General features: G+C 74.3%; 23 protein-coding genes. 11 read left to right on the top strand and 12 right to left on the bottom strand.

All coding sequences use genetic code 11. The features are described from left to right. Positions 1–247: 247 nt before the first annotated feature. Together ACZ45Q_RS19665 and ACZ45Q_RS19660 are read right to left on the bottom strand one after the other, a co-directional pair. Positions 248–1516, bottom strand: coding sequence for an SWIM zinc finger family protein (locus ACZ45Q_RS19665; protein ID WP_468262695.1), 1269 nt, complete (start codon positions 1514–1516; stop codon positions 248–250). Then, positions 1513–4350 (bottom strand): DEAD/DEAH box helicase, encoded by a 2838-nt coding sequence (locus ACZ45Q_RS19660; protein WP_468263244.1) that lies wholly within the window; start codon positions 4348–4350, stop codon positions 1513–1515. The genes ACZ45Q_RS19665 and ACZ45Q_RS19660 overlap by 4 nt, the downstream gene beginning before the upstream one ends. 356 nt (positions 4351–4706) lie before the next feature. Between ACZ45Q_RS19660 and ACZ45Q_RS19655 the strand changes: the two genes are divergently transcribed. Next, on the top strand, positions 4707–4889 hold the full coding sequence (locus ACZ45Q_RS19655; protein WP_468262692.1) for a hypothetical protein: 183 nt from the start codon (positions 4707–4709) through the stop codon (positions 4887–4889). Positions 4890–5117: 228 nt separating this feature from the next. Here ACZ45Q_RS19655 and ACZ45Q_RS19650 read toward each other — a convergent pair whose 3' ends face one another. Next, positions 5118–5981 carry a hypothetical protein gene (locus ACZ45Q_RS19650; protein ID WP_468262689.1) on the bottom strand — a complete coding sequence of 288 codons (864 nt, stop codon included), beginning with the start codon at positions 5979–5981 and terminating at the stop codon, positions 5118–5120. Positions 5982–6198: 217 nt separating this feature from the next. Continuing rightward, positions 6199–6519, bottom strand: coding sequence for a hypothetical protein (locus ACZ45Q_RS19645; RefSeq protein ID WP_468263241.1), 321 nt, complete (start codon positions 6517–6519; stop codon positions 6199–6201). A gap of 99 nt (positions 6520–6618) precedes the next feature. Here ACZ45Q_RS19645 and ACZ45Q_RS19640 point away from each other — a divergent pair, with 99 nt between their 5' ends. Beyond that, entirely contained in the window at positions 6619–7515 is an 897-nt protein-coding gene (locus ACZ45Q_RS19640; protein WP_468262687.1) for an oxygenase MpaB family protein, read from the top strand. 25 nt (positions 7516–7540) lie between these two features. On the opposite strand, the gene ACZ45Q_RS19635 is transcribed toward ACZ45Q_RS19640, so the two are convergent. Then, the gene (locus tag ACZ45Q_RS19635; RefSeq protein ID WP_468262684.1) at positions 7541–8140 is read right to left on the bottom strand and encodes a class I SAM-dependent methyltransferase; all 600 of its coding nucleotides are present in this window, start codon (positions 8138–8140) and stop codon (positions 7541–7543) included. A 152-nt stretch (positions 8141–8292) separates the two neighbouring features. On the opposite strand from ACZ45Q_RS19635, the gene ACZ45Q_RS19630 reads away from it, so the two are divergent. The 5 genes from ACZ45Q_RS19630 to ACZ45Q_RS19610 all read left to right on the top strand — a co-directional run bounded on the left by ACZ45Q_RS19630 (position 8293) and on the right by ACZ45Q_RS19610 (position 13570). Next, positions 8293–9066 (top strand): MHYT domain-containing protein, encoded by a 774-nt coding sequence (locus ACZ45Q_RS19630; RefSeq protein WP_468262681.1) that lies wholly within the window; start codon positions 8293–8295, stop codon positions 9064–9066. Between the two features lie 69 nt (positions 9067–9135). Beyond that, positions 9136–11988, top strand: coding sequence for a sensor histidine kinase (locus ACZ45Q_RS19625; protein ID WP_468262678.1), 2853 nt, complete (start codon positions 9136–9138; stop codon positions 11986–11988). After that, positions 11985–12419: a roadblock/LC7 domain-containing protein gene (locus ACZ45Q_RS19620; protein ID WP_468262676.1), complete on the top strand. Its 435-nt coding sequence runs from the start codon at positions 11985–11987 to the stop codon at positions 12417–12419. Before ACZ45Q_RS19625 ends, ACZ45Q_RS19620 begins: the two co-directional genes overlap by 4 nt. Before the next feature lie 22 nt (positions 12420–12441). Next, a complete protein-coding gene (locus ACZ45Q_RS19615; RefSeq protein ID WP_468262674.1) occupies positions 12442–12855 on the top strand; it encodes a DUF742 domain-containing protein in 414 nt (137 codons plus the stop codon). 109 nt (positions 12856–12964) lie between these two features. Beyond that, positions 12965–13570 carry a GTP-binding protein gene (locus tag ACZ45Q_RS19610; protein WP_468262672.1) on the top strand — a complete coding sequence of 202 codons (606 nt, stop codon included), beginning with the start codon at positions 12965–12967 and terminating at the stop codon, positions 13568–13570. A gap of 53 nt (positions 13571–13623) precedes the next feature. Here ACZ45Q_RS19610 and ACZ45Q_RS19605 read toward each other — a convergent pair whose 3' ends face one another. Beyond that, positions 13624–14052 carry a PPOX class F420-dependent oxidoreductase gene (locus ACZ45Q_RS19605; protein WP_468262669.1) on the bottom strand — a complete coding sequence of 143 codons (429 nt, stop codon included), beginning with the start codon at positions 14050–14052 and terminating at the stop codon, positions 13624–13626. A 102-nt stretch (positions 14053–14154) separates the two neighbouring features. Between ACZ45Q_RS19605 and ACZ45Q_RS19600 the strand changes: the two genes are divergently transcribed. Both ACZ45Q_RS19600 and ACZ45Q_RS19595 read left to right on the top strand, forming a co-directional pair. Beyond that, positions 14155–14568, top strand: coding sequence for a roadblock/LC7 domain-containing protein (locus ACZ45Q_RS19600; RefSeq protein WP_468262666.1), 414 nt, complete (start codon positions 14155–14157; stop codon positions 14566–14568). A gap of 161 nt (positions 14569–14729) precedes the next feature. Beyond that, positions 14730–15608, top strand: a complete 879-nt coding sequence (locus ACZ45Q_RS19595) for a DUF6397 family protein (RefSeq protein ID WP_468262663.1) — start codon at positions 14730–14732, stop codon at positions 15606–15608. A gap of 11 nt (positions 15609–15619) precedes the next feature. On the opposite strand, the gene ACZ45Q_RS19590 is transcribed toward ACZ45Q_RS19595, so the two are convergent. Together ACZ45Q_RS19590 and ACZ45Q_RS19585 are read right to left on the bottom strand one after the other, a co-directional pair. Continuing rightward, entirely contained in the window at positions 15620–16486 is an 867-nt protein-coding gene (locus tag ACZ45Q_RS19590; protein ID WP_468262660.1) for an acyl-CoA thioesterase, read from the bottom strand. A 19-nt stretch (positions 16487–16505) separates the two neighbouring features. Further along, positions 16506–19019: a DEAD/DEAH box helicase gene (locus ACZ45Q_RS19585; protein ID WP_468262657.1), complete on the bottom strand. Its 2514-nt coding sequence runs from the start codon at positions 19017–19019 to the stop codon at positions 16506–16508. 145 nt (positions 19020–19164) lie between these two features. Here ACZ45Q_RS19585 and ACZ45Q_RS19580 point away from each other — a divergent pair, with 145 nt between their 5' ends. Beyond that, positions 19165–19959 carry a metal-dependent hydrolase gene (locus ACZ45Q_RS19580; protein ID WP_468262654.1) on the top strand — a complete coding sequence of 265 codons (795 nt, stop codon included), beginning with the start codon at positions 19165–19167 and terminating at the stop codon, positions 19957–19959. Positions 19960–20012: 53 nt separating this feature from the next. Here ACZ45Q_RS19580 and ACZ45Q_RS19575 read toward each other — a convergent pair whose 3' ends face one another. From ACZ45Q_RS19575 to ACZ45Q_RS19560, 4 genes are all read right to left on the bottom strand, one after another. Further along, complete coding sequence (locus ACZ45Q_RS19575) at positions 20013–20285, bottom strand: type B 50S ribosomal protein L31 (RefSeq protein ID WP_468262651.1); 273 nt, start codon at positions 20283–20285, stop codon at positions 20013–20015. Between the two features lie 189 nt (positions 20286–20474). Continuing rightward, entirely contained in the window at positions 20475–20945 is a 471-nt protein-coding gene (locus ACZ45Q_RS19570) for a DUF5709 domain-containing protein (protein WP_468262649.1), read from the bottom strand. 317 nt (positions 20946–21262) lie between these two features. Next, a complete protein-coding gene (locus ACZ45Q_RS19565; RefSeq protein WP_468262646.1) occupies positions 21263–23044 on the bottom strand; it encodes an ABC transporter ATP-binding protein in 1782 nt (593 codons plus the stop codon). Continuing rightward, a complete protein-coding gene (locus tag ACZ45Q_RS19560; protein ID WP_468262643.1) occupies positions 23041–24960 on the bottom strand; it encodes an ABC transporter ATP-binding protein in 1920 nt (639 codons plus the stop codon). The genes ACZ45Q_RS19565 and ACZ45Q_RS19560 overlap by 4 nt, the downstream gene beginning before the upstream one ends. Before the next feature lie 194 nt (positions 24961–25154). Here ACZ45Q_RS19560 and ACZ45Q_RS19555 point away from each other — a divergent pair, with 194 nt between their 5' ends. Then, positions 25155–25934 carry a hypothetical protein gene (locus ACZ45Q_RS19555; protein ID WP_468262640.1) on the top strand — a complete coding sequence of 260 codons (780 nt, stop codon included), beginning with the start codon at positions 25155–25157 and terminating at the stop codon, positions 25932–25934. Positions 25935–25985: the final 51 nt, after the last annotated feature.

The following is a 25985-nucleotide window of genomic DNA, read 5'->3' as shown; positions in this document are numbered from 1 at the left end:
GAAAAAACAACCCCCCCCCTCCCCCCCCCCCCCCCCCCCCCCCCCCCCCCCCCCCCCCCCCCCTCCCCCCCCCCCCCCCCCCCCCCCCCCCCCCCGGCCCGCCCTCCGCGGGGCCGGCAACGACGTCAACGACCTCCCGTGCTTCGCCCTCGTGGGCTGGCCCGTGGCGGTCGCCGGCGCACACGACGTCGTCAGCGGCGGGCCCATGCACCAGCCGGTCGCGGCGAGGTGGCCAGGGCCCCGGTCGTCAGGACTCGTCGCCGGCTCCGAGCGCCGCCGAGGCCAGTGCCGTCGCCGGGTCCTGCGCGCAACCGCCCGCGGGGACCCAGCGGCCGCGTTCCTTGCGGTACGGCCACCATCCGCCGTCGCGGCCCAGCCGGATCTGGTGGGGTGAGTCCACGACCGTCCACCGGTTGGCCCGGGCCCGCAGCGACGGCCGTTCGTCCGCGTCCCAGGCGGCCTCCAGAGCGGCACGCGCGCGTGCGAGCGCCTCGCCCGTCACCGTCCACTCCTCCTCCAGCACGGACAGGCCCGCCGCTCCTCCGTGCCGCCACGCGCGTACGGCCACCGCGAAGGCGTCCCGGGAGCGCCCGGTCCCGTCCGCGAGCCGGCCGGTCAGGGCGGGTTCCGCCCCGTCCGCGGCCAGCCGCACCGCGTCCTGCTCCAGCGTCGGTTCCGGCTCCGGCGGGCGCCGGTCGTGTCCCGGGCGCAGGGCCTCGGCGAGCAGGTGGCGGGCCTCGGCGGCGGTACGCGAGGCGAGGAACGCCAGCGCGGCCGGGTCGACCTCCGGTGGGGGCGCGGTCTCGGTGTCCAGGGAGGGCGGCAGCCCCGGCTCCTGCGGGAGCCCGGGAGGGGCGGGCAGTTCGGGCAGCAGCCGTGCCGCCGCGTACGCCTCGTCGGCGGCCACGCCCTCGGGACGGGGGGCCGACTCCTCGTCGCGTGGCGAGCCGTGTGCCTGGAGGGCCTCCAGCACGGCACGTTCACTCCGGCCCCGCATCAGCAGCAGGACGAACGGGTCCTGGTCGAGCAGCCGGGCCACCTGGTAGCACAGCGCCGCGGTGTGACCGCAGTGGTCCCAGTCGCCGCAGTCGCACTCCGGCACCAGGTCGCCCATGCCCGGCAGCAGTTCGATGCCCGCCGTCGCCGCGTCCTCCACCAGATGGGTGGGCATCTCCCGGTCCAGCAGGGCCGCGACATGCCCGGCCCGCTCGACCGTCATGTCGACAAAGCGATCCCACTGGGTGTCGGACAGTTGCTCCAGCAGGACGTCGGCCCGGTGTGCCGTGCGATCCCGGTCGTGGACGACCGCGGTGATCCGCCCGGGACGCACCGACACCGCTCCGACCGCCCCCGCGCGCGCGAGCCGGCGGCCCGTCTTCACCTGCGTGCCGTCCAGCGCCGTGTCCTCCAGCGCCTTCAGCCAGGCCTGCCCCCACCAGGTCCGGGCGAAGCCGCGGCCCCGTGCCGGCGGCAGCGCGGCGAACGTGCGTTCCGTGTCGTCGTCGTACCGCGTCATCGCGTACCCCCTCGCAGTGCCACCAGGTCGGCGAGCTGCTCGTCCGTCAGTTCCGTGAGCGCCGCCTCGCCGGAGCCGAGCACCGCGTCGGCCAGTTCCCGTTTGCTGTGCAGCAGGGCGGCGATGCGGTCCTCGACGGTTCCCTCGGCGATCAGCCGGTGCACCTGGACCGGCCTGGTCTGGCCGATGCGGTAGGCGCGGTCGGTGGCCTGCGCCTCGACGGCCGGGTTCCACCAGCGGTCGTAGTGGACGACGTGCTCCGCGCGGGTGAGGTTCAGTCCGGTGCCCGCCGCCTTGAGCGACAGCAGGAACACGGGCACCTCTCCGTCCTGGAAGCGCCGCACCATGGCCTCGCGTTCGGTGACCGGGGTGCCGCCGTGCAGGAACAGGGAGGCGACGCCCCGGGAGGCCAGGTGCCGTTCCAGGAGCCGCGCCATCTGCACGTACTGGGTGAAGACCAGCACTCCCGCACCCTCGGCGAGGATCGTGTCGAGCAGTTCGTCGAGCAGCTCCAGCTTCCCCGAGCGGCCGGCCGGCGCCGGGCTGTCCTCCTTGAGGTACTGGGCCGGGTGGTTGCAGATCTGCTTCAGCCCGGTCAGCAGCTTCACGATCATCCCGCGCCGCTCCATGCTGCCGGCGCCGGAGATGTCCGCGAGCGCCTCGCGCACCACCGCCTCGTACAGGGCGGTCTGCTCCGTGGTCAGGGACACGGGGTGGTCCGTCTCCGTCTTCGGCGGCAGTTCCGGGGCGATCCCGGGGTCCGCCTTGCGCCGGCGCAGCAGGAACGGCCGCACCAGCCGGGCCAGGCGCTCCGCCGCCGCGGGGTCCTGGCCGCCCTCGACGGCACGCGCGTAGCGCCGCCGGAAGGTGCCCAGCCGGCCCAGGAGTCCCGGGGTGGCCCAGTCCAGGATCGCCCACAGCTCCGACAGGTTGTTCTCCACCGGAGTGCCGGTCAGCGCCACGCGCGCGCGTGCACCGATGGTGCGCAGGGCGCGTGCGGTCGCCGAGTACGGGTTCTTCACGTGCTGGGCCTCGTCCGCCACCACCATGCCCCACGCCACCTCGGCCAGCCGTGGCGCGTCGAGACGCATCGTGCCGTACGTGGTGAGCACGAACTCGCCGTCGGCCACGTCCTCCAGCTCGCGCCGCGTGCCGTGGAACCGGCGCACGGGCGTGCCGGGCGCGAACCTCTCGATCTCCCGCTGCCAGTTGCCCATCAGGCTGGTCGGACAGACCACGAGGGTCGGACCGGCCGCCGAGGCGTCGGTCTGCCGGTGCAGGTGCAGGGCGATCAGCGTGATGGTCTTGCCCAGGCCCATGTCGTCCGCGAGGCAGCAGCCCAGGCCCAGCGAGGTCGTCCGGGCCAGCCAGCCGAGTCCCCGCCGCTGGTAGTCGCGCAGGGTCGCGGCCAGCGCGGCGGGCTGCTCGACGGGCTCCTGCCCCTCCGGTTCGGCGAGCTGTGCCCGCAGGGACGCCAGCCAGCCGGTGGGCCGCACCTCGACCGGCCGGCCGTCGACCTCCGCCGAACCCGTCAGGGCCGCGGCGAGCGCCTCGACGGGGGTGATCTTGCGGTCCTGTCGCTCGCGGGCCCGGCGCGCCTCCTCCGGGTCGACGAGGACCCACTGGTCCCGCAGGCGCACCAAGGGCCGGTCGGCCTCGGCGAGCCGGTCCAGCTCCTCGCGTGTGAGCCGGTGCTCGCCCAGCGCGAACCACCAGTCGAAGGCCAGCAGCGCGTCCGCGGACAGGAACGACGGCCGCCCGGCGAAGGCGGACGTGCCCGCACCCGGCTCGCCCTCGGGCGGTCCCACCTCCGCGCGGGCGGTCAGGTCCCGGGCCAGCTCCCGGGGCCAGTGCACGTCGACACCGGCCCCGGCCAGCTCCCGGGCGCCCCGTCCGAGGAGATCGACGACCTCGTCGTCGGCCAGGTCCAGGGCATCGGGCACGGCCGCCGACAGCAGGGGCGTCAGGGTGGGCCAGGCGCGGGCGGCGCGGCGCAGCGCCAGCAGGGCGTCCATCCGCGCGCGTGGACCGGGCCCGTCGCCCGCGGTGCCGGCCCAGACGTCGGCCGCGTCCGCGACGAGCGTCGCGTCGTGCACGCCATGGATCTGAAGAACGGCCCGGAACGACGGCGCCGCTCCGTGCGCCGTGCCGTCCGCCGGCCCGGCCGCTTCGTGCAGTCCGGGAACCTCGACGCGCAACGACAGCCGCACGCCGGCATCGTGACCGGCGGCGACGTCGTCCGCCCAGGCCCGCAACCCGGGGTGGCGCCGCGGCTCGCGCCCCGCGTACGCCGGCCCGCCCGTGGCGAGGGCGGCGGCGGGGGAGCGGGGCAGGGTGTCGGCCACGGCGTCCAGGAAGGCGCGCACCAGCTGCTCCGGGTCGGGCAGGCGCGGGGGCCGGGAGTCGTCCACCGGCACGGCGTGGGCCTCGGGCGGCATCGCCGCCGCGAAACGGCGGACCCGGTCGATGTCCTCCGTGCGCAGGGGGCCCGCACGCCAGGCGTCGTGACCGGAGGCGGACAGGCCCGGCAGCAGCAGTCCCCGCGCCACGAAGCCCAGGGCCTGCACGGCCACGGCGCCCCAGAAGGCGGATGAACGGTGGGCGTCCACGCGGGTGCGCGCCCGCGTGAGGACGGGCAGGGCGGTCCGTACCGGGAGCAGTGCGGCGGACACGCGCACCGTCTCGGCGCCGTCCCCGGCGGGAACCGCGACCGTCAGTTCCGCCGGTGAGCCCGACGGGACTGCCGGGGGGACCTGTCCGTCCGGCCGCCAGAAGGCGACACGGCCCGCGCGTGCGGGATCGCCGGGAAGGAACACGGCGCAGCAACGGGTCAGTTCGTCGCAGAGGGCGGCATCGGTGAGGGCGGCATCGGTGAGGGAGGAGCGGGAGGGAGAGGAGGCTGTCGGGTGAGTCGTCTGCGCGGTGATGACCTATTCCTCAAATTTGACTAGCCGAGTCGGAGTCGCTGATTATACAGGTTTTCTGTGGCGATCTGATGTGCTTCGCTGTGAACTGAGTCACCATGCAGGTCAGGGTCTGCTGCCCTCCTCCGCCGCGGTCGCCGACGTGTTCTCGGGGTCGAGTCCGGGTCCCGTCTCAGGGGCGTCTCAGGGTCGCGACGTGGAACCGCGGGGAGCGCGGGCCCGTTCTCAGGACAGAGAGCGGCAGAGGCCGCGAAGGAGGCGCCAAGATGTCGAACAACGCCAAGATCGCCGCGGGAGGTGTGGCGGCCGGACTCATCCTGCTGATCTGGCTGCCCTGGTGGGCCGCCCTTCTGATCATCCTGGGAGTCCCGGCCGCAGCGTACCTCGCGCTGGACCCGTCACAGCGACGCAGGCTGCGCCGCAACACGCGCAGGGAGCTCGGCCGCTGAGGCGCTGACGCGGGCGCCGCGGCGCCGGGCTCACCGCCGCCGCACGGGAGCGGTCACGTCACTGTCCGCGGGCTGCCCACCGTGGGGCCCGCGGCCAGTCCTCGTCCGGCCCACGGGCGGGCGCGAGGGGCGCGGGCCCCACGGTGGGCGCGGGGCCGCCGATGGCACGGCGCCGCCGTGCGGACGCGCCCGCGCGGAGCGTCGCCGGACCGGGCGGGTGCGGGACGATCAGCTGGGGCGCACGGCCATCCGGTCCAGGGCCTCCAGCAGCCCGGGCAGCTCCGGCCCGCGGCCCACCGGCAGCACCTCACCGGGCTCCTCGTCCAGCAGCACGAACGCGATGTCGTCCGTCCGGGCCACCAGCGACCATCCGGGCCCGTCGGCGCGCAGCGTGCGCGCGCCGCCCGGCGCGAAGGACGACCGCACACGGCCCAGCGGCGGAGGCGTCTCCAGGTAGGCGCGTGCCTCGGCGAGCACTCGCCGCACACCACGGTGCCCCCTGGCCCCGCCCTCGCCGTCCCCCTCGGCATCCCGCTCGGGGCCCTGCTCCGCCGCCTCGGCACCGTCGGAGCCGCCGTCCGCCGTCGAGAACTCGCTGTCGTCGATCTGCTCCCGCCACTGCGCCCACTGCAAGGCGATCTCGTCGGCCCCCAGACGCCGCTGGGCGGGCCCCCAGACGGTCGTGTCCGGCGGGGCCAGCGCGGCAGGCTCGCCCGGCTCCGGCGCCGGGTCGTGCGGCGCGGGCACGCCGGGAGCCGCCACCGCCACCGCGAGCGGCCAGCCGGGCAGCGCGGCGACGACCGTGCGCTCGTCCGGGGACAGGTCGTACTCCATGCCGCAGTCCCACGACGCGATGGCGACGGCGACGAGCGACACGTCGTCGATGGCGACGGTCCACCGGGCCCCGGCACCGTCCTGGCCGAGCACCAGTCCGTAGCCGTCGGCGAGCGGGGGCAGACCGAGCGCGGCGCACGCCTCCGGGTAGTCGTCGCCCAGCACGCTCGGGAACTTCGCCGGTGTCAGCAGCACCGCCGTGAGCACATAGAGCGCGTCGTCCGCGGCGGCGACGGCGTTCTCTTCCGTCCCGGCCATCAGTGCCTCCCCATCGGTGTGCCAACGGCGCGCACCCTAGTGCGCGCCGACGGGGCTTGTCACGACCCCGCTGCCCACCCGAGCTGCAGTTTTCCGGCTGGACGGGGTGAAACCGACCACGAAGGACGTCCGGTGCGAGGCCGGTCCGGCGCGAGGCGGGTCCCGTTGCGAGGCCGGTCCGGCGCGAGGCGGGACCGGCCGAGGGCCGTCCGGTGCGTCAGGCCCTCGGCAGTCCCAGAAGGGCACGGGCCACGTCCTCCGGCGCCTCGCCCCGCTCGCGCGCGAGCGTGACGACGGCGCGGCACGCCAGCTCGCTGACGCCGAACGACAGCGCCTCCGGTGACACCCAGCCCGCCGCTTCCTCGGCGCGCTCCTGGTCGTCCCGCGCGCATGCCGCGACGTGGACGGCGGCGGCCTCGAAGAGGTTGTGCGCGCGTGTCTCCCGACTGGGCGAGCCCCGCCCGTCGCCCCGCCCGTCGCCCCGCGCGCGCCGGGCGCCGAGCACTCTGGCACACGCCTCGCGGACGCGGCTCAACAACCTGACCACCTGCCCCCCTGGTGATTGCCCTGACCGACCGTACATCTCCCGCCGCTCAACGTAGAGTTGGAATCTCCACGGCAGAAGGGGACGACAGCGGTGAAGCGGTTCGAACGGCTGGAACAGATCCGGCGGATGGACCCCCACGAGGACGCTTCGGAGATCTACCGGCTCTCCTCCACCTACGAGTTTCCGTGGGACTTCACCCGGGCCCTGGAACTGGCGCTGTACCGCACCTACGCCGTACCGAGCATCGGCCGGCTGCTCGCCGAGACGGCGGAGCTGACGGACCGCACCCAGCGGCGCTACGACGACACCTCGCTCCTCCTCGACGCCATCGTCGAGCACGGCTTCGCCAGCGAGCAGGGCCGCACCGCGATCCGGCGGATCAACCAGATGCACCGCAGCTACGACATCTCCGACGACGACATGCGCTACGTCCTGTGCACCTTCGTCGTGATGCCCAAACGCTGGATCGACGCCTACGGGTGGCGCCGGATGTCCCGCCACGAGACCGTGGCCTGCGCCGAGTACTACCGCACGCTCGGACGGCACATGGGGATCAAGGACATCCCCGGGACCTACGAGGAGTTCGAAGCCTGCCTCGACTCCTACGAGGAGGCCCATTTCGCCTGGGACCCCGACGCGCGGCGGGTCTCCGACGCCACGCTCGACCTCATGGCCTCCTGGTACCCGCGTCCCCTCGCGCCACTGCTGCGCACCGCCACCCTCGCGCTCCTGGACGAACCGCTCCTGCGGGCGTTCCGCTACGAGCCGCCGAGTCCCGCCACGCGCGCTGCCGTGCGCCGCGCGGTGCGCCTGCGCGGGCGCGCGGTCCGGCTCATGCCGCCCCGGCGCGCCCCGCACTACGCCCGGCAGAACTGGGAGATCAAGAGCTACCCCGACGGCTACCGGGTGGCGGACCTGGGCACCCGCCCGGTGCCCGGCGTCCGCGGCTGCCCGGTCCGCCGTCCCGACACCTCGGCGGCCGACTGACCCGGCCGGCCACCGGACCCGTGGGTCAGCCTTCCCTGACCGCCAGCGCCAGAAAGCGGTCGTCCTCGTCGACGTACGACGTCATGCGCCAGCCCGAACCGGCCAGCAGGGACCGCAGGTTGGGCTCGGCCCGCAGGTCGTCCGGCGTGATCCGCCGCCCCTGCCGGGCCGCGAGCGCCGCTCTGCCGAGGGGATGGAACAGCGCCAGCAGACCGCCGGGGCGGACCACCCGCGCCAACTCCCGCAGATTCCGGGCCGGGTCGGGCAGATGCGCGACGAGCCCCGCCGCGAACACCGCGTCCAGGGCGGCCGAGCGCAGCGGCAGCGCGGCGACGTCGGCGAGCAGCAGCCGCCCGTCCCGGTCCCGGCCCGCCCGTACGGCGGCCCGGAGCATGGCAGGGGTCAGATCGGCACCGACCACCACGCCCGAGGGCCCCACGGCCGCCCGCAGCGGCGTCAGGGCGCGACCGGTGCCGCAGCCCGCGTCGAGCACGCGGTCACCGGGGCGCAGACCCAGTCCGGCGACCGCCGCGGCGTAGGCGGGGCCGTCGTCGGGGAACCGGGCGTCCCAGTCGGCCGCGCGGGCGGTGAAGAACTCCCGGACATGTGTGTGGTCGTCGCTCATGCTCCGCATGATCCCTCACTGGCACGGACGACGTCACAGTGCACACGTTCGAGCGGGAGGCGATCGGTCCAGCACACCACTGCGCCAGATACCGGCACCTTTCGAAATGCGCCCCTTGTGCGCCCCTGCGCCGGGTCTAGCGTCCCGGGGCCATGGGACATCTGGACCACGCCGCCCTGGGCTGGCTCACCCCCGTGCTGTCGTACGCGATGGCCTGCGCCGGCGCCGCCCTCGGGCTGCGCTGCACCGTCCGCGCCCTGGACGCCGCCGGACGAGCGCGCCGCAACTGGCTCGTCACCGCGGCCTCGGCGATCGGCACCGGCATCTGGACTATGCACTTCGTCGCCATGCTCGGCTTCAGCGTCACGGGGACCGACATCCGCTACGACGTGCCGCTCACCATCCTGAGCCTGCTCGTCGCCATGGCCGTCGTGTGCGCCGGTGTCTTCGCCGTCGGCTACGGCCGGGACCGCGGCCGGGCACTGCTGCTCGGCGGCCTGACCACCGGGCTCGGCGTCGCGAGCATGCACTATCTGGGCATGGCGGCGGTCCGGCTGCACGGCGAGGTGCGCTACGACCCGATGCTCGTCGGCCTCTCCGTGCTGATCGCCGTCGCCGCGGCCACGGCGGCCCTGTGGGCGGCGCTCCACATCAAGTCACCGGTCGCGGTCACCGTCGCCTCCCTGATCATGGGAGCCGCGGTGAGCAGCATGCACTACACCGGGATGTTCGCCGTCAGCGTGCGGGTCACGCCCTCCGACGGCGCCCTGCCCGGCGCCACGGCGATGCAGTTCGTCTTCCCCCTCGCCGTCGGGCTCGGCTCCTACCTCTTCCTGACCTCGGCCTTCGTCGCCCTGTCCCCGACCGCGAAGGAGCGGGAGGCGTCCGCCTCGGCCGGGCGCACCGTCGAGAGCGGCGCCCGGTGAGGGCCGGAGCCCCCCCCGTACGCCCCGTAGCGACCCCCGCCCGCCGACCCTCTCCCGAGCGAGGAGGCCATGCCCACACCCCGCCCCGCCCCCGGCGGCGCCCCGACGCCGCATCCGCCGCCCGTCCGCGGCCGGCGCGCCCACGCCGGGCCCCCGGCCGACGAAGGCCGGACCCGGCCGGCCGGCTCACCGGCGGACCGTGCGGCCACGCGCGCGTGGCGCGGACGCATCCGGCCCCGCACCGTCCGGGCCAAGATCGTCTGCCTGCTGATGGTGCCGGTGGTCTCCCTGCTCGCCCTGTGGGCGTACGCCACCGTCACCACCGCCCAGGACATCGCCCGGCTGCGTCAGGCACAGCGCGTGGAGTCGGAGGTCCGCGCCCCCGTCGCCGCGGCCGTCGGCGCGCTCCAGGCCGAGCGGGTGGCCGCCGTGCGCTACGCCGGAAGGCCGTCGCCGACGCTGGGCGGCGAGTACGAGCAACGCGCGGAGCGCACCGACCGGACCCTGGCGAAACTGCGGCTCGGCGACCGGCACACCGTCGCCGACAGCGGAGAACTGCCCGCCGAAGTGGCCCGGAGGCTCGAGGCGTTCGTCACCGGCGCCGAGCGCATCGCCCCGCTGCGCACCACCGTGCTCGACCGCCGCACGGGCTGGGAGGAGGCCTATGAGCGCTACACGAAGGCCATCTCGGCCTCCTTCGCGGTGGGCGGCGCACTCAGCGGCATCCAGGACGCCGGGCAGGGCTCCGGCGCGCGGGTACTGGTCGAGTTCGCCCGCGCGGGAGAGGCGCTTTCCCAGGAGGACGCGGTGCTCGCCGCCGCCCGGCTCACCGGCGGCCTCGACGGCACGCGGCTGCGGCTGTTCACCGGTGCCGTCGACACCCGGCGCACCCTGACCGAGGCCGCGACGGCCGACCTGCGCGGTGCCGAACGCGCCGCCTGGCAAGCCCTCGCCGACGGCGGCGACTACGCGGCCCTCGGCGCGGCGGAGGACCGGCTGCTCGCCTCCGGCCCGGACGAGCGCGCGATCGACACGGCCGCGCCGCGAGCCGACTGGGACCGGGCGCACGCGCGCGTGCGCGACGGTATGCGCACGATCGAGCAGGACGCCGGCCGCTCGGTCGCGGACCGGGCCGACCCCTTCACCCGCGGAGTCCTCACCCCCGCCGGTGCCGCGGTCCTCCTCGGCCTGCTCGCCGTCGCCGCGTCCCTCGTCATCTCCGTGCGCATCGGCCGCGGACTCGTCGTGGAACTGGTGACCCTGCGCAACAGCGCCCTGGAGATCGCCCGGCGCAAACTCCCCGAGGCCATGCGGCGGCTGCGCGCGGGAGAGGAGATCGACATCCGCTCCGAGGCCCCGCCCGGACCGCCCGCCGACGATGAGACCGGCCAGGTCGCCGAGGCCCTGGGCACCGTGCACCGCGCCGCACTGCACGCCGCCGTGGAACGAGCCGAACTGGCCGGCGGCATCTCCGGCGTCTTCGTCAACCTCGCCCGGCGCAGCCAGATCCTCGTCCATCGCCAGCTGAGCCTCCTCGACGGCATGGAGCGCCGCTCCGAGGACCCCAACGAACTGGGTGACCTCTTCCGCCTCGACCACCTCACCACCCGCATGCGGCGCCACGCGGAGAGCCTGATCATCCTGTCCGGCCAGGCACCCGGCCGCGCCTGGCGCAGACCGGTGTCCCTGACGAACGTGATCCGCGCGGCCGTCTCCGAGGTGGAGGACTACGCGCGCGTGGAGGTGCGCCGGCTCCCCGAGGCCTCCGTCGTCGGCGCCGCCGTCGCCGACCTCACCCACCTCCTCGCCGAGATCATCGAGAACGCCGCACAGTTCTCGCCGCCCCACACGCGCGTGCGCGTGACCGGCGAGCCGGTCGGCAACGGCTACGCCGTCGAGGTCGAGGACCGGGGCCTGGGCATGGGCAAGGACACCCTCGCCGAGGCCAACCGCCGCATCGCCCAGTCCGAGGCGCTCGACCTGTTCGACAGCGACCGGCTCGGCCTGTTCGTGGTCAGCCGGCTCGCCGCCCGCCACGACATCAAGGTCCATCTGAAGACCTCGCCCTACGGCGGGACCACCGCCGTCGTCCTGCTGCCCACCGCCCTGTTGCACGGCGGCGCGCCGGAGCATCCGGCCCGCGCGGCGATGGAGGAAGGGCAGCCCGAGCAGCACGAGTACCGGTACGCGCGCGTGCGCGAGACCGGCCCGCACCAGGCGCCCGTACCGGCACCCCCGGACCGGCCCGCCCTCGTGCCGCGGGCGCCGGCCGCCCCGGAGACCGGAACCCCGACCGGAACCCCCGGCGGCACCCCGGCGCCCACCACCCTGCGCCTGCACCGGTCTCCTGACGGCCTCCGCCAAGAGCCCAAGGACCCGGGAGATCACGGGGAGCGGGCGGACCACGCGGAGCGGAGGGACCACGCGGAGCGGAGGGACCACGCGGAGCGGAGGGACCACGCGGAGCGTGGGGATTGCGCGGACCGGGGAGACCACGGGGATCGCGGAGGCAACAGGCAACCCGGCGACCCGGGAGACTCGGCGGGCTACGGAAGTTCGGGAGACCGCGTGGACTTCGAGGGCCATCGGGACTCCGGAGACCATCGGGACTCCGGGGACCATCGGGACTCCGGGGACCACCGGGACTCCGGGGGCCACGGGGGCTCCAGGAGCCACGGGGACTTCGGAGACCTGCCGCGCCGGGTGCGCCAGGCCAGCCTCGCCCCCCAGCTGCGCGACGGGCCCCCCGGCGAGCCGGTCCCCGCGCCGCGGCACCGCGGCGACGCCGAGCGCACCCCCGAACTCGTCCGCGACCGCATGGCCGCCTACCGCGACGGATGGGCGCGCGGCGGCGTACACCCCGGCCACCGCGTCGCTCCCCGCCACTCGGGCAGCGACGGCAGCGAAGGAGACCCCGCATGATCCAGGACCCGGGCATCAACGCCGGCCGGTCCGGCGAACTCGACTGGCTGCTGGACGACCTGGCCCTGCGTGTCATGGAGGTGCGGCACGCCGTGGTGCTGTCGAACGACGGGCTCGCGATCGGCGCCTCCAGCGGCCTCGGCCGGGAGGACGCCGAGCACCTCGCGGCCGTCGCATCCGGCTTCCACAGCCTGGCCAAGGGCGCCGGCCGGCACTTCGGCGCCGGCGGCGTACGGCAGACGATGGTCGAGATGGACGACGGCTTCCTGTTCGTGGCCGCCGCCGGAGAGGGCTCCTGCCTCTCCGTCATCACCGCCGTGACCGCCGACATCGGCCTGGTGGCGTACGAGATGGCACGGCTCGTCCGGCGCGTCGGCGAGCACCTGCGCACGGCACCCCGCGCCACCGCGCGGCCGCCCGCCGCCGGATGAGCCGGGAGGGCGGTGCGCACCGATGACCGGGAACGCGGCCGGCGGCCCACGACAGCCGGGCAGCCAGTGGTACGACAACGAGGCCGGACCACTGGTCCGCCCGTACGCGATGACGGGCGGACGCACCCGGCCCGGCCCCACCGGGGTGCGGTTCGACCTCATCGCCCTCGTCACCCTGGAACCCGGCGCGGCCGGCACCGCCGACGGCACCCTGCTCGGCCCGGAGCACCGGGCCCTGATCGGCCTGTGCGGCATCGAGACCCAGTCGGTCGCCGAACTCGCCGCCGGAGCCGACCTCCCCGTGGGCGTCGTCCGGGTGCTCCTGGGCGACCTGCTGGAACTCGGCGTCGTCACCGTCAGCCGGCCGGTACCGCCAGCTCAGCTGCCCGACGAACGCATCCTGCGCGAGGTGATCGACGGGCTCCGCGCGCTGTGACCCCACCACCCACCACCCTCCCCACCCGCACCCGCACCCGCCGCTCGCACCGGCGGCGCCCCCCACCCCCGACGCCGACCGCGGCCGGCCCTCAAGAGAGAAGTGAGCGATGGCCTCCGAGCACACCGAAGCCACCGGCGGCGACACCGCCGCACTCGCGCTGAAGATCCTCGTCGCCGGCGGGTTCGGCGTGGGCAAGACGACATTGGTCGGCGCGGTCAGCGAGATCCGGCCACTGCGCACGGAGGAACTGCTCAGCGAGGCCGGGCAACTGGTGGACGACACCGACGGCGTCGACCGCAAGGTCACCACGACCGTCGCCATGGACTTCGGCCGCATCACCATCCGGACCGGCCTGTCCCTGTACCTGTTCGGCACTCCGGGCCAGGATCGCTTCTGGTTCCTGTGGGACGAACTGGCGCAGGGAGCGCTGGGCGCGGTCGTCCTCGCGGACACCCGGCGCCTGGAGGACTGCTTCCCGGCGGTGGACTACTTCGAGCACCGGCGCATCCCGTTCGTGGTCGCCGTCAACTGCTTCGCCGGAGCGCGCCGCTACGAGGTCCGGGACGTCTCCCACGCCCTGGACCTCGACCGGGGCACGCCCGTGGTGCTGTGCGACGCACGGGACCGCGACTCGGGCAAGGAAGTGCTGATCCGCCTCGTGGAGTACGCCGGACGGTTGTACACCGCCCGGCTGCTCGACTCGGTGGGCTGACACGGCGTCCGGGCACCGTCACCGGCCGCGCCCGGGGCAGCCGGAAGCCGGGGTCAGTCGGCCACGCCCTTCTCCGCCAGCACCTTGTCGATGGCGACGCGCACCAGCAGCTCACCCGGGACGCCGTTGCGGGCACCGAACTCCCCGGCGCGGTGCTCGCCCATGTAGCGGGCCCCGATGCGGGCTGCCCAGTGCCTCAGCTCACCGAGGTCCTCCGAAAGACGGGCACGGCCCCGGAGTACGACGTAGTCGAAGGGCGGCCGGTCGTCGTCGACGCACAGGGCGATCCGGCCGTCGCGCGCCAGATTGCGCCCCTTCACGCTGCTCTTGCCGGTGGTGAACACCAACTCGTCGCCGTCGAGCACGAACCAGACCGGCGCCACATGCGGACTGCCGTCGGCGCGGACGGTGGACAACTTGCCCGTGCGGGTGCCCTCCGAGACGAAGGCCCGCCACTCCTCGTCGGTCATCTTCTGTGCCATGTCCCCATCCTCCCTTGCCCGCAGCCGAGCGGTGGGGAAGGCTGGCGAACGGGTCCCGGCCAGGGGACCGCACACACGGGGACGACAGGGGGAGACCGGAGCATGGGGCAGAACCAGGGACTCGGCTGGCTGCTGGACGACCTGACCGAGCGCGTCGAGCATGTACGGCACGCGCTGATCCTCTCCAACGACGGGCTGGTGACGGGCGCGAGCACGGGCCTGCGCCGCGAGGACGCCGAACACCTCGCCGCGGTCTCGTCGGGCCTGCACAGCCTGGCCAAGGGGTCCGGACGCCACTTCGGCGCAGGCCAGGTGCGGCAGACGATGGTCGAGTTCGACGACGCGGTGCTGTTCGTCACCGCCGCCGGCTCGGGCAGCTGCCTGTGCGTGCTCAGCGGCGCGGAGGCCGACATCGGCCAGATCGCCTACGAGATGACCCTGCTGGTCAACCGGGTCGGCGAGCACCTCGACGTCGATGCGCGCCATCCGGCACGCAGCTCCTCGATAGAGCCCTGACCTGCACCTTTCGCTCGACCTTCCACTCGCCGGGTGAGCGGGCGCCGGAGTTAGCCGGAGTTGTCCACAGGCTCGCTCGGGCCGTCGTCGGCGCGGCTACGGTTCTTGTGTCGGCGGGCGCATCCGGCACCGGCCGCGCACACTCCACGGGGGAGACGAGCATGTCCGGTAGCATCCTCACGCACGAGACGGCGACCACGGAGCGCAAGCACTCCGGCACAGGGGCGGCTTCACTGACGGTGAGCCGTGCCGCACGCGAACTGGGAATCAAGCGCAGCGAGTTCGAGCTGGCCGTGTGGCTCGGACGCATCCGCACCGTTCCCGACGGCGACGGAGGCGGCGGTGCCCGGCGTGTCACCCACGCCGAGCTGGAACGGCTGCGCGGCCGGCCCGGTTTCCCTCAGGCCCTGTGCGAGAGCGTGCGGACCGTGGGCACCACGGAGGGCTCCGCCCTCATGGAGGTGCCGAAGACGCGGTTCACCCGCCTGGCCCGGCTCGGACTGCTGGTGCCGGTGAAGTTCTACCTGAACCGCTACCGGGCCGTGGTCTGGCTCTACCTGGCCGAGGAACTGCGGCAGTTCGGCACCGACGACACCAACGCCCCGCTGCTCAAGGGCCGCACGCCCGAGGAGCTGCGGGACCGGCTGGCCGCGGGGGCGGACCTGCGACCGCGCAACTGGCGGGGCCGCCACCTCGGTTTCCTGCTCCGGCAGGCCCACGGGCCATGGGCACGGGCCGCCGCCGTGGCGTCGCTGCTCGACGCGGCCCAGGTCGCGGAGACCGTCCCGGACCCCCACGAGCGCGCCCATCTCGACCGGTTCCGTCCGACGGTGGCGACGCACGGCTCACCGGGATCACCGACGGCGCGGACCGCCGAGGAGATCATGACGGCGGCAGATCCGGACGAGATCGGCTGGCTCCGCGCCGACCTGGTACGCGCGGTGCGGGCAGCCCGCGACCATGACCCGGCGCCCCGGCCGGCCCCTGAACCCCCACGCATCCGCGCCCTGCTGGACCGGCTCCGCCGCAGAAGCGGGTGAGCCGCGTCGCCCTACAGCGCCCGGAAGAGACCTTCCTGGACGACCGACACCAGCAGACGCCCCTCGACGTCGTAGATCCGCCCCCGGGCCAGCCCGCGCCCGCCGGTCGCGATCGGTGATTCCTGGTCGTACAGGAACCACTCGTCCGCGCGGAAGGGCCGGTGGAACCACATGGCGTGGTCCAGCGACGCCATGTCGAAGCCCCGCGGCCCCCACAGCGGTTCCACCGGGATGCGCACGGCGTCCAGCAGTGTCATGTCGCTTGCGTAGGTCAGCGCGCAGGTGTGCACCAGCGGATCGTCACCGAGCGGCCCCACCGCGCGCATCCACACGGCGCTGCGGGGATCGGCGTCCTTGATCTCCTCGGTGCTCCAGCGCAGCCGGTCGACATAGCGGATGTCGAAGGGCTGGCGCCGGGCCATCCGCTCGAACTGCTCGGGCAGCGCGCCCAGATGCTCCCGGACCTCGTCGGCGACAGTCGGCAGGGACTCGGGGTCCGGCACCTGCCGGGCCGGCGGCAGCTGGTGCTCGAAGCTCCCCTGCTCAGGCTTGTGAAAGGAGGCGGTGAGATTGAAGATCGTGCGTCCCTGCTGCACGGCGGTGACCCGCCGGGTCGTGAAGGACCGCCCGTCCCGGACCCGCTCGACCTGGTACACGATCGGCACCCCCGGTCGGCCGGGGCGCAGAAAGTACGCGTGCAGCGAGTGCACCGGGCGGTCGCCCTCCGTGGTGCGCCCCGCGGCGACCAGCGCCTGGCCGGCCACCTGGCCGCCGAAGACCCGTTGCAGCGACTCCTCGGGGCTGCGGCCCCGGAAGATGTTGACCTCGATCTGCTCCAGGTCGAGCAGGGAGACGAGGCTCTCGGCCGGATTCGTCATGGATGCGATTCTCCTTGGGTCACAGCTGGCCGACGTCGGTGACGCGGACGACCGCCCGGCCCTCGGCGTCGGAGGCCGCGAGGTCGACCTCCGCGCTGATGCCCCAGTCGTGGTCGCCGGCGGGGTCGTCGAAGATCTGCCGCACCCGCCACAGACCGTGCTGCGGCTCCTCCTCGATCAGGAGCAGCTTGGGGCCGCGCGCGTCCGGTCCGGTGCCGAGGTCGTCGTACTCGTCCCAGTACCTGTCCATCGCCTCACCCCAGGCGTCGGCGTCCCAGCCGGAGTCGGCGTCCAGCTCGCCCAGCTCCTCCACCTGGTCCAGGGCGGCCAGCTCCACCCGGCGGAACAGGGCGTTGCGGACGAGGACGCGGAAGGCGCGCGCGTTGGTGGTGACGGGGCGGACCTGGTCGGCCTTCTCCTGGGCCTCCTCGGCGGTCATCTCCTCCGGGTTCGCGAGCTGCTCCCACTCGTCCAGCAGGCTCGAGTCGACCTGGCGGACCATTTCCCCCAGCCACTCGATCAGATCCTGGAGGTCGTCGGACTTCAGGTCGTCGGGGACGGTGTGGTCCAGGGCCTTGTAGGCGCTGGCGAGGTAGCGCAGGACGATGCCCTCGGTGCGGGCCAGCTCGTAGTGGGCGACCAGTTCCGTGAAGGACAGCGCCCGCTCGTACATGTCCCGGATCACCGACTTCGGCGACAGCGGGTGGTCACCGACCCAGGGGTGGCTGCGCCGGTAGGTGTTGTACGCGTGGAAGAGCAGCTCCTCCAGCGGCTTCGGGTAGGTGATGTCCTGGAGGCGCTCCATGCGCTCCTCGTACTCGACGCCGTCCGCCTTCATCGCGGCCACGGCCTCGCCGCGCGCCTTGTTCTGCTGGGCGGCCAGGATCTGCCGGGGGTCGTCGAGCGTGGACTCCACGACCGACACCATGTCCAGCGCGTACGACGGGGACTCCGGGTCCAGCAGTTCGAACGCGGCCAGGGCGAAGGTGGACAGCGGCTGGTTCAGCGCGAAGTCCTGCTGGAGGTCCACGGTCAGCCGGACGATGCGGCCCTCGGCGTCCGGGGTGTCGAGCTTCTCGACGATGCCGCCGTCCAGCAGGGAGCGGTAGATGGCGATGGCCCGGCGGATGTGCCTGAGCTGCTGCTTGCGCGGTTCGTGGTTGTCCTCCAGCAAGCGGCGCATCGCCTCGAAGGCGTTGCCCGGCCGGGCGATGACCGACAGCAGCATGGTGTGCGTGACCCTGAAGCGGGAGGTCAGCGGCTCCGGCTCGGAGGCGATGAGCTTCTCGAAGGTGTTCTCCGTCCAGCCGACGAAGCCCTCCGGGGCCTTCTTGCGGACCACCTTCCGGCGCTTCTTCGGGTCGTCGCCGGCCTTCGCGAGCGCCTTCTCGTTCTCGATGACGTGCTCGGGCGCCTGCGCCACGACGAATCCGGCCGTGTCGAAACCGGCGCGCCCGGCCCGGCCGGCGATCTGGTGGAACTCCCGGGCCCGCAGCGTGCGCACCCGGCTGCCGTCGTACTTGGTCAGGGCCGTGAACAGCACGGTGCGGATCGGGACGTTGACGCCCACGCCGAGCGTGTCCGTGCCGCAGATCACCTTCAGCAGCCCGGCCTGGGCGAGCTTCTCCACCAGCCGCCGGTACTTGGGCAGCATCCCGGCGTGGTGCACACCGATGCCGTGCCGCACGTAGCGGGAGAGGTTGCGGCCGAACTTCGTGGTGAAGCGGAAGTTGCCGATCAGCTCGGCGATCTTGTCCTTCTCCTCGCGCGTGCACATGTTGATGCTCATCAGCGCCTGCGCCCGCTCCACCGCCTGCGCCTGGGTGAAGTGCACGATGTACACGGGTGCCTGCTTGCTGGAGAGCAGGTCGGTGAGGGTCTCCGCGAGCGGCGTGTACCGGTACTCGTAGGACAGCGGCACCGGACGGGTGGCCGAGCGGACGACGGCGGTGGGGCGGCCGGTGCGGCGGGTGAGGTCCTTCTCGAAGAAGGAGACGTCACCGAGCGTGGCGGACATCAGCACGAACTGCGCCTGCGGCAGTTCCAGCAGCGGGATCTGCCAGGCCCAGCCGCGATCCGGTTCCGCGTAGAAGTGGAACTCGTCCATGACGACCTGGCCGATGTCCGCGTCCTTGCCGTCACGCAGCGCGATCGACGCCAGCACCTCGGCGGTGCAGCAGATCACGGGGGCGTCGGCGTTGACGGAGGCGTCGCCGGTCAGCATCCCGACGTTCTCGGTGCCGAAGAGCTTGCACAGCTCGAAGAACTTCTCCGACACCAGCGCCTTGATCGGCGCGGTGTAGAAGGTGACCTCGTCCCGGGCGAGGGCGGCGAAGTGGGCGCCCGCCGCGATCATGCTCTTGCCGGACCCGGTGGGCGTCGACACGATCACGTTCGCGCCGGAGACCACCTCGATCAGCGCCTCCTCCTGGTGGGGGTAGAGCGTGAGACCGCGTTCCTGGGCCCACGACTCGAAGGCGTCGTAGAGGGCGTCGGGGTCGGCGGTCTGCGGCAGCTGATCGATGAGGGTCACGCCCCCATCTTGCCTGGCCCCGTCCCGGATGCGGGAATCGGATGCCGGGCCGAAGATCACGACCGCTACGCTGGACGGCCGACGACACGTCAGCGGACCCGGACAACTGGACAGCGGCACACGAGGAATGGGGCGGGCAACGGCGATGATGGGACCAGCACACTCACTGTCGGGTGCCGCGGCCTGGCTGGGCGTCGGGGCGGCGACCGCCGCGGCCGGGCACGCGATGCCCTGGCCGGTCCTCCTCGCCGGAGCCCTGATCTGCGCCGGCGCCGCGCTCGCCCCGGACCTCGACCACAAGGCGGCCACCATCTCGCGGGCCTTCGGACCGGTCTCCCGGGGACTGTGCGAGATCGTCGACAAGCTGTCGTACGCCGTCTACCAGGCCACGAAGAAGCCGGGCGACGCGCGCCGCACCGGCGGGCACCGCACCCTCACGCACACCTGGCTGTGGGCGGTCCTGATCGGCGGGGGCACCTCGGTGCTGGCGATCACGGGCGGCCGGTGGGCCGTGCTGGCGATCCTCTTCGTGCACATGGTGCTCGCCATCGAGGGCCTGCTGTGGCGGGCGACCCGCGGCTCCAGCAGCGACGTGCTGGTGTGGCTGCTGGCGGCGACCAGCGCGTGGATCCTCGCGGGCGTCCTGGACGGGCCGGGCGGCGGCGCGGACTGGCTGTTCAGCGCCCCGGGCCAGGAGTACCTGTGGCTGGGGCTGCCGATCGTCCTGGGCGCGCTGGTGCACGACATCGGCGACGCGCTGACCGTCTCCGGCTGCCCGATACTCTGGCCGATCCCGGTGGGCCGCAAGCGCTGGTACCCGGTCGGCCCGCCGAAGGCGATGCGGTTCCGGGCGGGCAGCTGGGTGGAGCTCAAGGTGCTGATGCCGGCGTTCATGCTCCTCGGGGGAGTGGGCGGCGCGGCGGCGCTCAACTTCATCTGACGCCCTCCGGCGGGCGCCCTCCGCGGCGCGGGCCACGCGTCCGGTCCGTGCGGTCAGCCGGTGTCCGCGGCGCCGGGGCCCGCCTCGCCGCCGTAGCGCCGCTCGAACCGGGCGACGCGTCCCTCCGTGTCCACGGTGCGCGCCTTGCCGGTGTAGAAGGGGTGGCTCTCGGAGGAGATCTCCACGTCCACGACCGGGTAGGTCTCGCCGTCGTCCCAGTCGATGGTCTCCTCACTGGTCGCGGTGGACCGGGTGAGGAAGGCGTACCCGGCGGCGCGGTCGCGGAAGACCACGGGGTGGTAGTCGGGGTGCTTGTCCTGCTGCATGGGGGCTCCTTGCGCGGCTGGCGCGGTTCACACGGCCGGCGCGCTCTGCGCGGCTCGTGCGACTTGCGTGGGTCCTGCGTCCCGGGCGGCGGCGCGGGCGCGTGGCCGGACGGGACGCGCGGGGCTTGCGGCGCGGTGGTCCCGCGGTGCTGGCCGGTCGCTCGGGGGAAACGGGACCGCGGGGCGGGGTCACCGCGGAAGGGTGTCCTCGTCGACGACGTGCACCGCCGCCTCCTCCGCGGACGCCGCGGCACCGTCGATGCCGACGTCCCGGGCGACGAGCGCCGGTTCCTCGTCCTCGTGCGTCCCTTCGTCGGGCGCCACGAGCCGGCCCGAGCGGGCGGCGCCGACCTCGTTGTCCAGCAGTTCGCCGTCGGTGCCGCGGGCGTCGCCGAGGCCGTCGCCGTCGGGCGCGAGGAGGTCCGGCTGTTCCTCGGCGAGCCGCTGCTCCAGCGTCTCACCCCGGAGGCGCTCCGCCGCCGTCACGCCGGTGTGCTCCACGGCCCAGGGCCGTTCCGGCGGGGACCAGCCCCGGTCGAGGGGGTCGTCGACGCCGTCGTACTCGAGGGTGTCCTCGGCGTCGAGCAGCCCGGTGTCCTCCCGCTGGTCGTCGTTGTCGGGCTGGTAGACGTCGTCTCCCCATCCGTCGGCGCTGTTCACGGGTACCTCCAGGGGTGGGGACCGGCCGCTCGTCTCCGCGGACGGCGGCGGGCCGCCGCTGCACGGGGCACAGGCCTCGCCCGGCGCCGCGCGGCGCGGCTGCGGGGCGTTCCCCGAGCCGGTGCCTCTTCCCAGAGTTCCACCCTGGCTCGGGACCGCGCAACGGCACGGGGCCCGGCCGCGGGGACGCCGGCCGTCACCCGCTCCGGGCGGGACGGGCCGGGGCTGTCCGCCCGCCTCGAGAGCCCGGCGTCCTGGCGACGCCCACCCGCGGGCCGGTGCCCCGACGGCGCGGGGCGGGGCTGGTGCCGGGGCGGTCAGCCGTGCCAGGAGCGCCACAGCGCCGCGTAGGCGCCGTCCGCGGCGACCAGCTCGTCATGGCTGCCCAGCTCGCTGATCCGGCCGTTCTCCACCACGGCGATGACGTCCGCGTCGTGCGCGGTGTGCAGGCGGTGGGCGATCGCGACGACCGTGCGGCCCTCCAGGACCCGGGCCAGGGACCGCTCCAGGTGCCGCGCCGCCCGCGGGTCGAGCAAGGATGTCGCCTCGTCCAGCACCAGCGTGTGCGGGTCGGCCAGCACCAGCCGGGCCAGCGCGATCTGCTGGGCCTGCGCCGGAGTGATCGCGAAGCCGCCGGAGCCGACCTCGGTGTCCAGGCCGTCGTCGAGGGCGCGCGCCCAGCCGTCCGCGTCGACCGCGCCCAGCGCCGCCCACAGCTCGGCGTCGCCGGCGTCCGTGCGCGCGAGCCGGAGGTTGTCGCGCAGCGAGCCCACGAAGACGTGGTGCTCCTGGTTGACCAGGGCGACGTGCGCGCGGACCCGCTCGGCGGACATCCGGGACAGCTCGGTACCGCCCAGGGTGATCCGGCCCTCGCGGGGGGTGTAGATGCCGGCGAGCAGCCTGCCCAGGGTGGACTTTCCGGCGCCCGACGGGCCCACCAGCGCCAGCCGGGTGCCGGGTGCCACCTCCAGGGACACCTTGCGGAGCACGTCCACGCCGTCGACGTAGCCGAACCGCACCCGGTCGGCGTGCACGTCGCGGCCCTCGGGGGCCAGCTCGGCATCCCCCGCGTCCGGCTCGATGTCCCGCACACCCACCAGCCGGGCCAGGGACACCTGGGCGACCTGAAGCTCGTCGTACCAGCGCAGGATCAGACCCACCGGGTCGACCATCATCTGGGCGATCAGCGCACCCGTCGTCAGCTGACCGACGCCGATCCATCCTTGCAGGACGAAGACGCCGCCGATCAGCGTCACGGAGGCCAGCACGGTCACATGGGTGACGTTGACGACCGGGAAGAGCACCGACCGCAGCCAGAGGGTGTAGCGCTCCCAGGCCGTCCACTGCTTGATCCGGCGGTCCGAGAGCCGGACCCGGCGGGCGCCCAGGCGGTGCGCCTCGACGGTGTGCCCGGCGTCCACGGTCTCCGCGAGCGCGGCGGCCACGGCGGCGTACCCGGCGGCCTCCGAGCGGTAGGCGGCGGGGGCCCGCCGGAAGTACCACCGGCAGCCGATCACCAGCACGGGCACGGCGAGCAGCACGGCCGGCGCCAGCGGCGGCGCCGTGACGACGAGCCCGCCGAGCAGCAGCACCACCCAGACGGCGCCGATCGCCAGCTGGGGCACGGCCTCGCGCATGGCGTTGGCCAGCCGGTCGATGTCCGTCGTGATCCGGGACAGCAGGTCGCCCGTGCCGGCCCGCTCCAGCACACCCGGCGGCAGGCCGACCGAGCGGACGAGGAAGTCCTCGCGCAGATCGGCCAGCATCCGCTCGCCGAGCATCGCGCCGCGCAGCCGCACCTGCCGTACGAAAGCGGCCTGGACGACGAGCGCCGTGACGAACAGTGTCGCGGTGAGCCCCAGGTGCAGTTCCCGGGCGCCGTCGGCCACCCGCTCGACGAGTCCGCCCAGCAGGTAGGGGCCCACCATGGACGCGACCACGGCGACGGTGTTGACCGTGATGAGGAGGAGGAAGGCACGGCGGTGCCGCCGCAGCAGCTCCGCCACGTAGGCGCGGACGGTGGCGGGGGCGCCGACGGGCAGCGTGCTCGCCGTCGTCGGCGCCGCCGGGTCGTACGCCGGTGGGGCCACGCCGATCATGCCGTCTCCTCGATCTCTTCCAGTCGGTGCAGCACCGCGTCGTCCCGGTGCCGCATGCCGTCGCCGCCGCCGAGTGCGCCGCGCCCGCCGAGAACCCCCCGCACCGCCGCCTCGTCGGCCGCCCCCGCGCCGGCTGCGTCGGGCACCGCCGCAGCGGCGTCGGCCGCCCCCGCGGCGGCGGCCTCGTCGTCGGTCTCGCGGGTCACCACGGCGCGGTACCGCGGCTCGGTGCGCACGAGGTCGCGGTGGGGGCCGACGGCCGCGACCTCGCCGTCGTGCAGGAACACCACCTGCTCGGCGCGGTCCAGCAGCAGCGGCGAGGAGGTGAAGACCACCGTCGTCCGCCCCTCGCGTAGGCTCCGCAGGCCCTGGGCGATCCGGGCCTCGGTGTGCGAGTCCACGGCGGAGGTCGGCTCGTCCAGGACGAGCACCTCCGGGTCCGTGACCAGGGACCGGGCCAGCGCGAGCCGCTGGCGCTGGCCTCCGGACAGCGAGCGGCCGCGTTCGGTGATCAGGGCGTCCATCGGGTCCTCGGCACCCAGCGACCCCTGCACGAGCGCGGCCAGGACGTCCCCGCACTGGGCGGCGGCCAGCGCCTCCTCGGCGCCGACGGCACCGGAGGCGGGCACGTCGAGCAGTTCGCGCAGCGTGCCGGAGAGCAGCACCGGGTCCTTGTCCTGGACCAGGACGGCGGTGCGGGCGCGGTCCAGCGGCAGTTCGTCCAGCGGCACCCCGCCCAGCAGCACCGACGGGCCCTGCTCGGCCGGATGCCCGCCGAGCCGTTCCGCCAGCCGGCCCGCCGCGTCCGGGTCGCCGCACACCACGGCCGTGAGCCGTCCGCTCGGGGCGCGCAGTCCCGTGGCCGGGTCGTACAGGTCACCGGTCGGCACGCCGTCCGTGCGCGACCCACCGGTGTCCGTGGCCCGCTCCAGCGACAGCACGCGCGCGGCCCGCTTGGCCGAGGGACGCGAGAAGGAGTACGCCATGGCGATCTCCTCGAAGTGCCGCAGCGGGTAGGTGAGGATCATCACCGAGCTGTAGACGGTGACGAGTTCGCCGACCGCGATGCGGCCCTCGCGGGCCAGGTGGACGCCGTGCCAGACCACGGCGATCAGCAGCAGACCCGGGAGCAGCACCTGGATCGCCGAGATCAGGGACCACATGCGGGCGCTGCGCACGGCGGCGTGGCGGACCTCCTGGGAGGCGCGGCGGTAGCGGTCGAGGAAGAGCTCCTCGCCGCCGATGCCGCGCAGCACCCGAAGTCCGGCGACGGTGTCCGAGGCGAGCTCGGTGGCACGGCCGGCCTTCTCGCGCTGGACGTCGGCGCGCCGCGTGGCCCGCGGCAGCAGGGGCAGCACCCCCAGCGCCAGCACCGGCAGGCCGAGGGCGACGACGACCCCGAGGGCCGGCTCGTAGACGACCAGGCCCACGCAGACGAGGACGATCGTCAACGCCGCCGCGGTGAACCGGGACAGGGCCTCGACGAACCATCCGATCTTCTCGACGTCACCGGTGGACACGGCCACCACCTCTCCGGCGGCGACGCGACGGGTCAGGGCCGAGCCCAGCACGGCGGCCTTGCGGGCCAGCAGCTGCTGGACGCGGGCCGCGGCGGTGATCCAGTTGGTGACCGCGGCGCGGTGCAGGAAGGTGTCGCCGAGGGCGTTGCCGGCGCACGCCAGCGCCATCAGGGCGCCGGCCAGGGCGAGGCGCCCGCCGTCACGGTCGACGACGGCCTGCACGGCGAGACCGACGCAGAAGGGCAGTGACGAGACGGAGGCGAAGTGCAGCAGACCCCAGGCCAGCGACTTCAGCTGGCCGCGCAGCTGGTTGCGGAAGAGCCACCGCAGGAATCGGGGCCCGGAGCGCGCGTCCGGCACGCCCGGGTCGGGGAACGGAAGGTCTTGGATCTGCATGACGTCCCAGTGGCTCGGTCGGGAGCGCCGTGACGCACGGCGGCAAGTGCTTGCAAACCGTGCAAGGTTCGCGCCGCGGCGCGGTGGAAGGCAACCGGTTTTCCGCGGCGGCGCACAGCACCGGCTGCCGCATGTCACGCCCCCGGAACGGCGCCCGCCGCCGGCCCCCGGGACACGGGTGCGACGATGGAGCGATGCGGAACGGCCGAGCTGTGCGGACAGGGGTCGCGACGGCGGCCCTGGTAACCCTTCTGGCGGCGCTGACCGCCTGCGGCGGCGGCGCCGGTCACGCCGTGGACACCGGCGGCGACCGGCCGTCGGCCGGTGCCACGGCCGACTCCCGCGCCACCGCCACCCCGCCCCGCGCCACCCCGCCCCGCGCCACCGCCGCCCCGACCCGCGTCCCGGGCGTCGGCGAGCGGTACCAGCGGCGCATCCCGGCCGAGACGCGCCAGGTCGTCGCCGTGTACGGGGAGGACAAGGACTCCGCGGACTCCACCGTCGTGCTGTACGAGAAGCGGGGTGCCGGCTGGCACCGCACGCACGGCTGGCCCGCGCACAACGGCGCGAAGGGCTGGACGACCGACCACCACGAGAACGACAGACGCAGCCCCGTGGGCGTGTTCACGCTCAGCGACGCGGGCGGCGTCCTGCCGGATCCGGGCGCCCGGCTGCCGTACACGCGTTCCGCCTCCTTCGCGGCGCCGCGCTGGTGGGCGAAGTCGCACTGGCACGACTTCGACTACGTCATCGCCATCGACTACAACCGCGTGAAGGGGACCCCGCCGAACGACCCGACGCGTCCCGAGGGCGCCCACAAGGGCGGCGGGATCTGGCTCCACCTCGACCACGGCAGCGGCACCTCGGCGTGCGTGAGCCTTGCCAGGCCGGCGATGGAACACCTGCTGCGCACGCTCGACCCGGACCGGCACCCCGTCGTCGTCATGGGGGACCGGGCGGAACTGAGGTCCTGACCGAGCCCCTCCGGCGACAGCCGGGCCGGCCCCGACCGCCTAGGCCCATGC

This window comes from Streptomyces sp. NPDC031049, assembly GCF_055571015.1.
The sequence above is the reverse complement of the archived record's forward strand: the minus strand, read 5'-3'. Positions and strand labels throughout refer to the sequence as shown.

Excerpts from the sequence above, each read along its gene's own strand:
- ACZ45Q_RS19665 (WP_468262695.1), bottom strand. The coding sequence starts at position 1,516 with ATGACGCGGTACGACGACGACACGGAACGCACGTTCGCCGCGCTGCCG.
- ACZ45Q_RS19655 (WP_468262692.1), top strand. The coding sequence starts at position 4,707 with ATGTCGAACAACGCCAAGATCGCCGCGGGAGGTGTGGCGGCCGGACTC.
- ACZ45Q_RS19650 (WP_468262689.1), bottom strand. The coding sequence starts at position 5,981 with ATGGCCGGGACGGAAGAGAACGCCGTCGCCGCCGCGGACGACGCGCTC.
- ACZ45Q_RS19635 (WP_468262684.1), bottom strand. The coding sequence starts at position 8,140 with ATGAGCGACGACCACACACATGTCCGGGAGTTCTTCACCGCCCGCGCG.
- ACZ45Q_RS19630 (WP_468262681.1), top strand. The coding sequence starts at position 8,293 with ATGGGACATCTGGACCACGCCGCCCTGGGCTGGCTCACCCCCGTGCTG.
- ACZ45Q_RS19625 (WP_468262678.1), top strand. The coding sequence starts at position 9,136 with ATGCCCACACCCCGCCCCGCCCCCGGCGGCGCCCCGACGCCGCATCCG.
- ACZ45Q_RS19620 (WP_468262676.1), top strand. The coding sequence starts at position 11,985 with ATGATCCAGGACCCGGGCATCAACGCCGGCCGGTCCGGCGAACTCGAC.
- ACZ45Q_RS19615 (WP_468262674.1), top strand. The coding sequence starts at position 12,442 with ATGACCGGGAACGCGGCCGGCGGCCCACGACAGCCGGGCAGCCAGTGG.
- ACZ45Q_RS19610 (WP_468262672.1), top strand. The coding sequence starts at position 12,965 with ATGGCCTCCGAGCACACCGAAGCCACCGGCGGCGACACCGCCGCACTC.
- ACZ45Q_RS19605 (WP_468262669.1), bottom strand. The coding sequence starts at position 14,052 with ATGGCACAGAAGATGACCGACGAGGAGTGGCGGGCCTTCGTCTCGGAG.
- ACZ45Q_RS19600 (WP_468262666.1), top strand. The coding sequence starts at position 14,155 with ATGGGGCAGAACCAGGGACTCGGCTGGCTGCTGGACGACCTGACCGAG.
- ACZ45Q_RS19595 (WP_468262663.1), top strand. The coding sequence starts at position 14,730 with ATGTCCGGTAGCATCCTCACGCACGAGACGGCGACCACGGAGCGCAAG.
- ACZ45Q_RS19590 (WP_468262660.1), bottom strand. The coding sequence starts at position 16,486 with ATGACGAATCCGGCCGAGAGCCTCGTCTCCCTGCTCGACCTGGAGCAG.
- ACZ45Q_RS19580 (WP_468262654.1), top strand. The coding sequence starts at position 19,165 with ATGATGGGACCAGCACACTCACTGTCGGGTGCCGCGGCCTGGCTGGGC.
- ACZ45Q_RS19575 (WP_468262651.1), bottom strand. The coding sequence starts at position 20,285 with ATGCAGCAGGACAAGCACCCCGACTACCACCCCGTGGTCTTCCGCGAC.
- ACZ45Q_RS19565 (WP_468262646.1), bottom strand. The coding sequence starts at position 23,044 with ATGATCGGCGTGGCCCCACCGGCGTACGACCCGGCGGCGCCGACGACG.
- ACZ45Q_RS19560 (WP_468262643.1), bottom strand. The coding sequence starts at position 24,960 with ATGCAGATCCAAGACCTTCCGTTCCCCGACCCGGGCGTGCCGGACGCG.
- ACZ45Q_RS19555 (WP_468262640.1), top strand. The coding sequence starts at position 25,155 with ATGCGGAACGGCCGAGCTGTGCGGACAGGGGTCGCGACGGCGGCCCTG.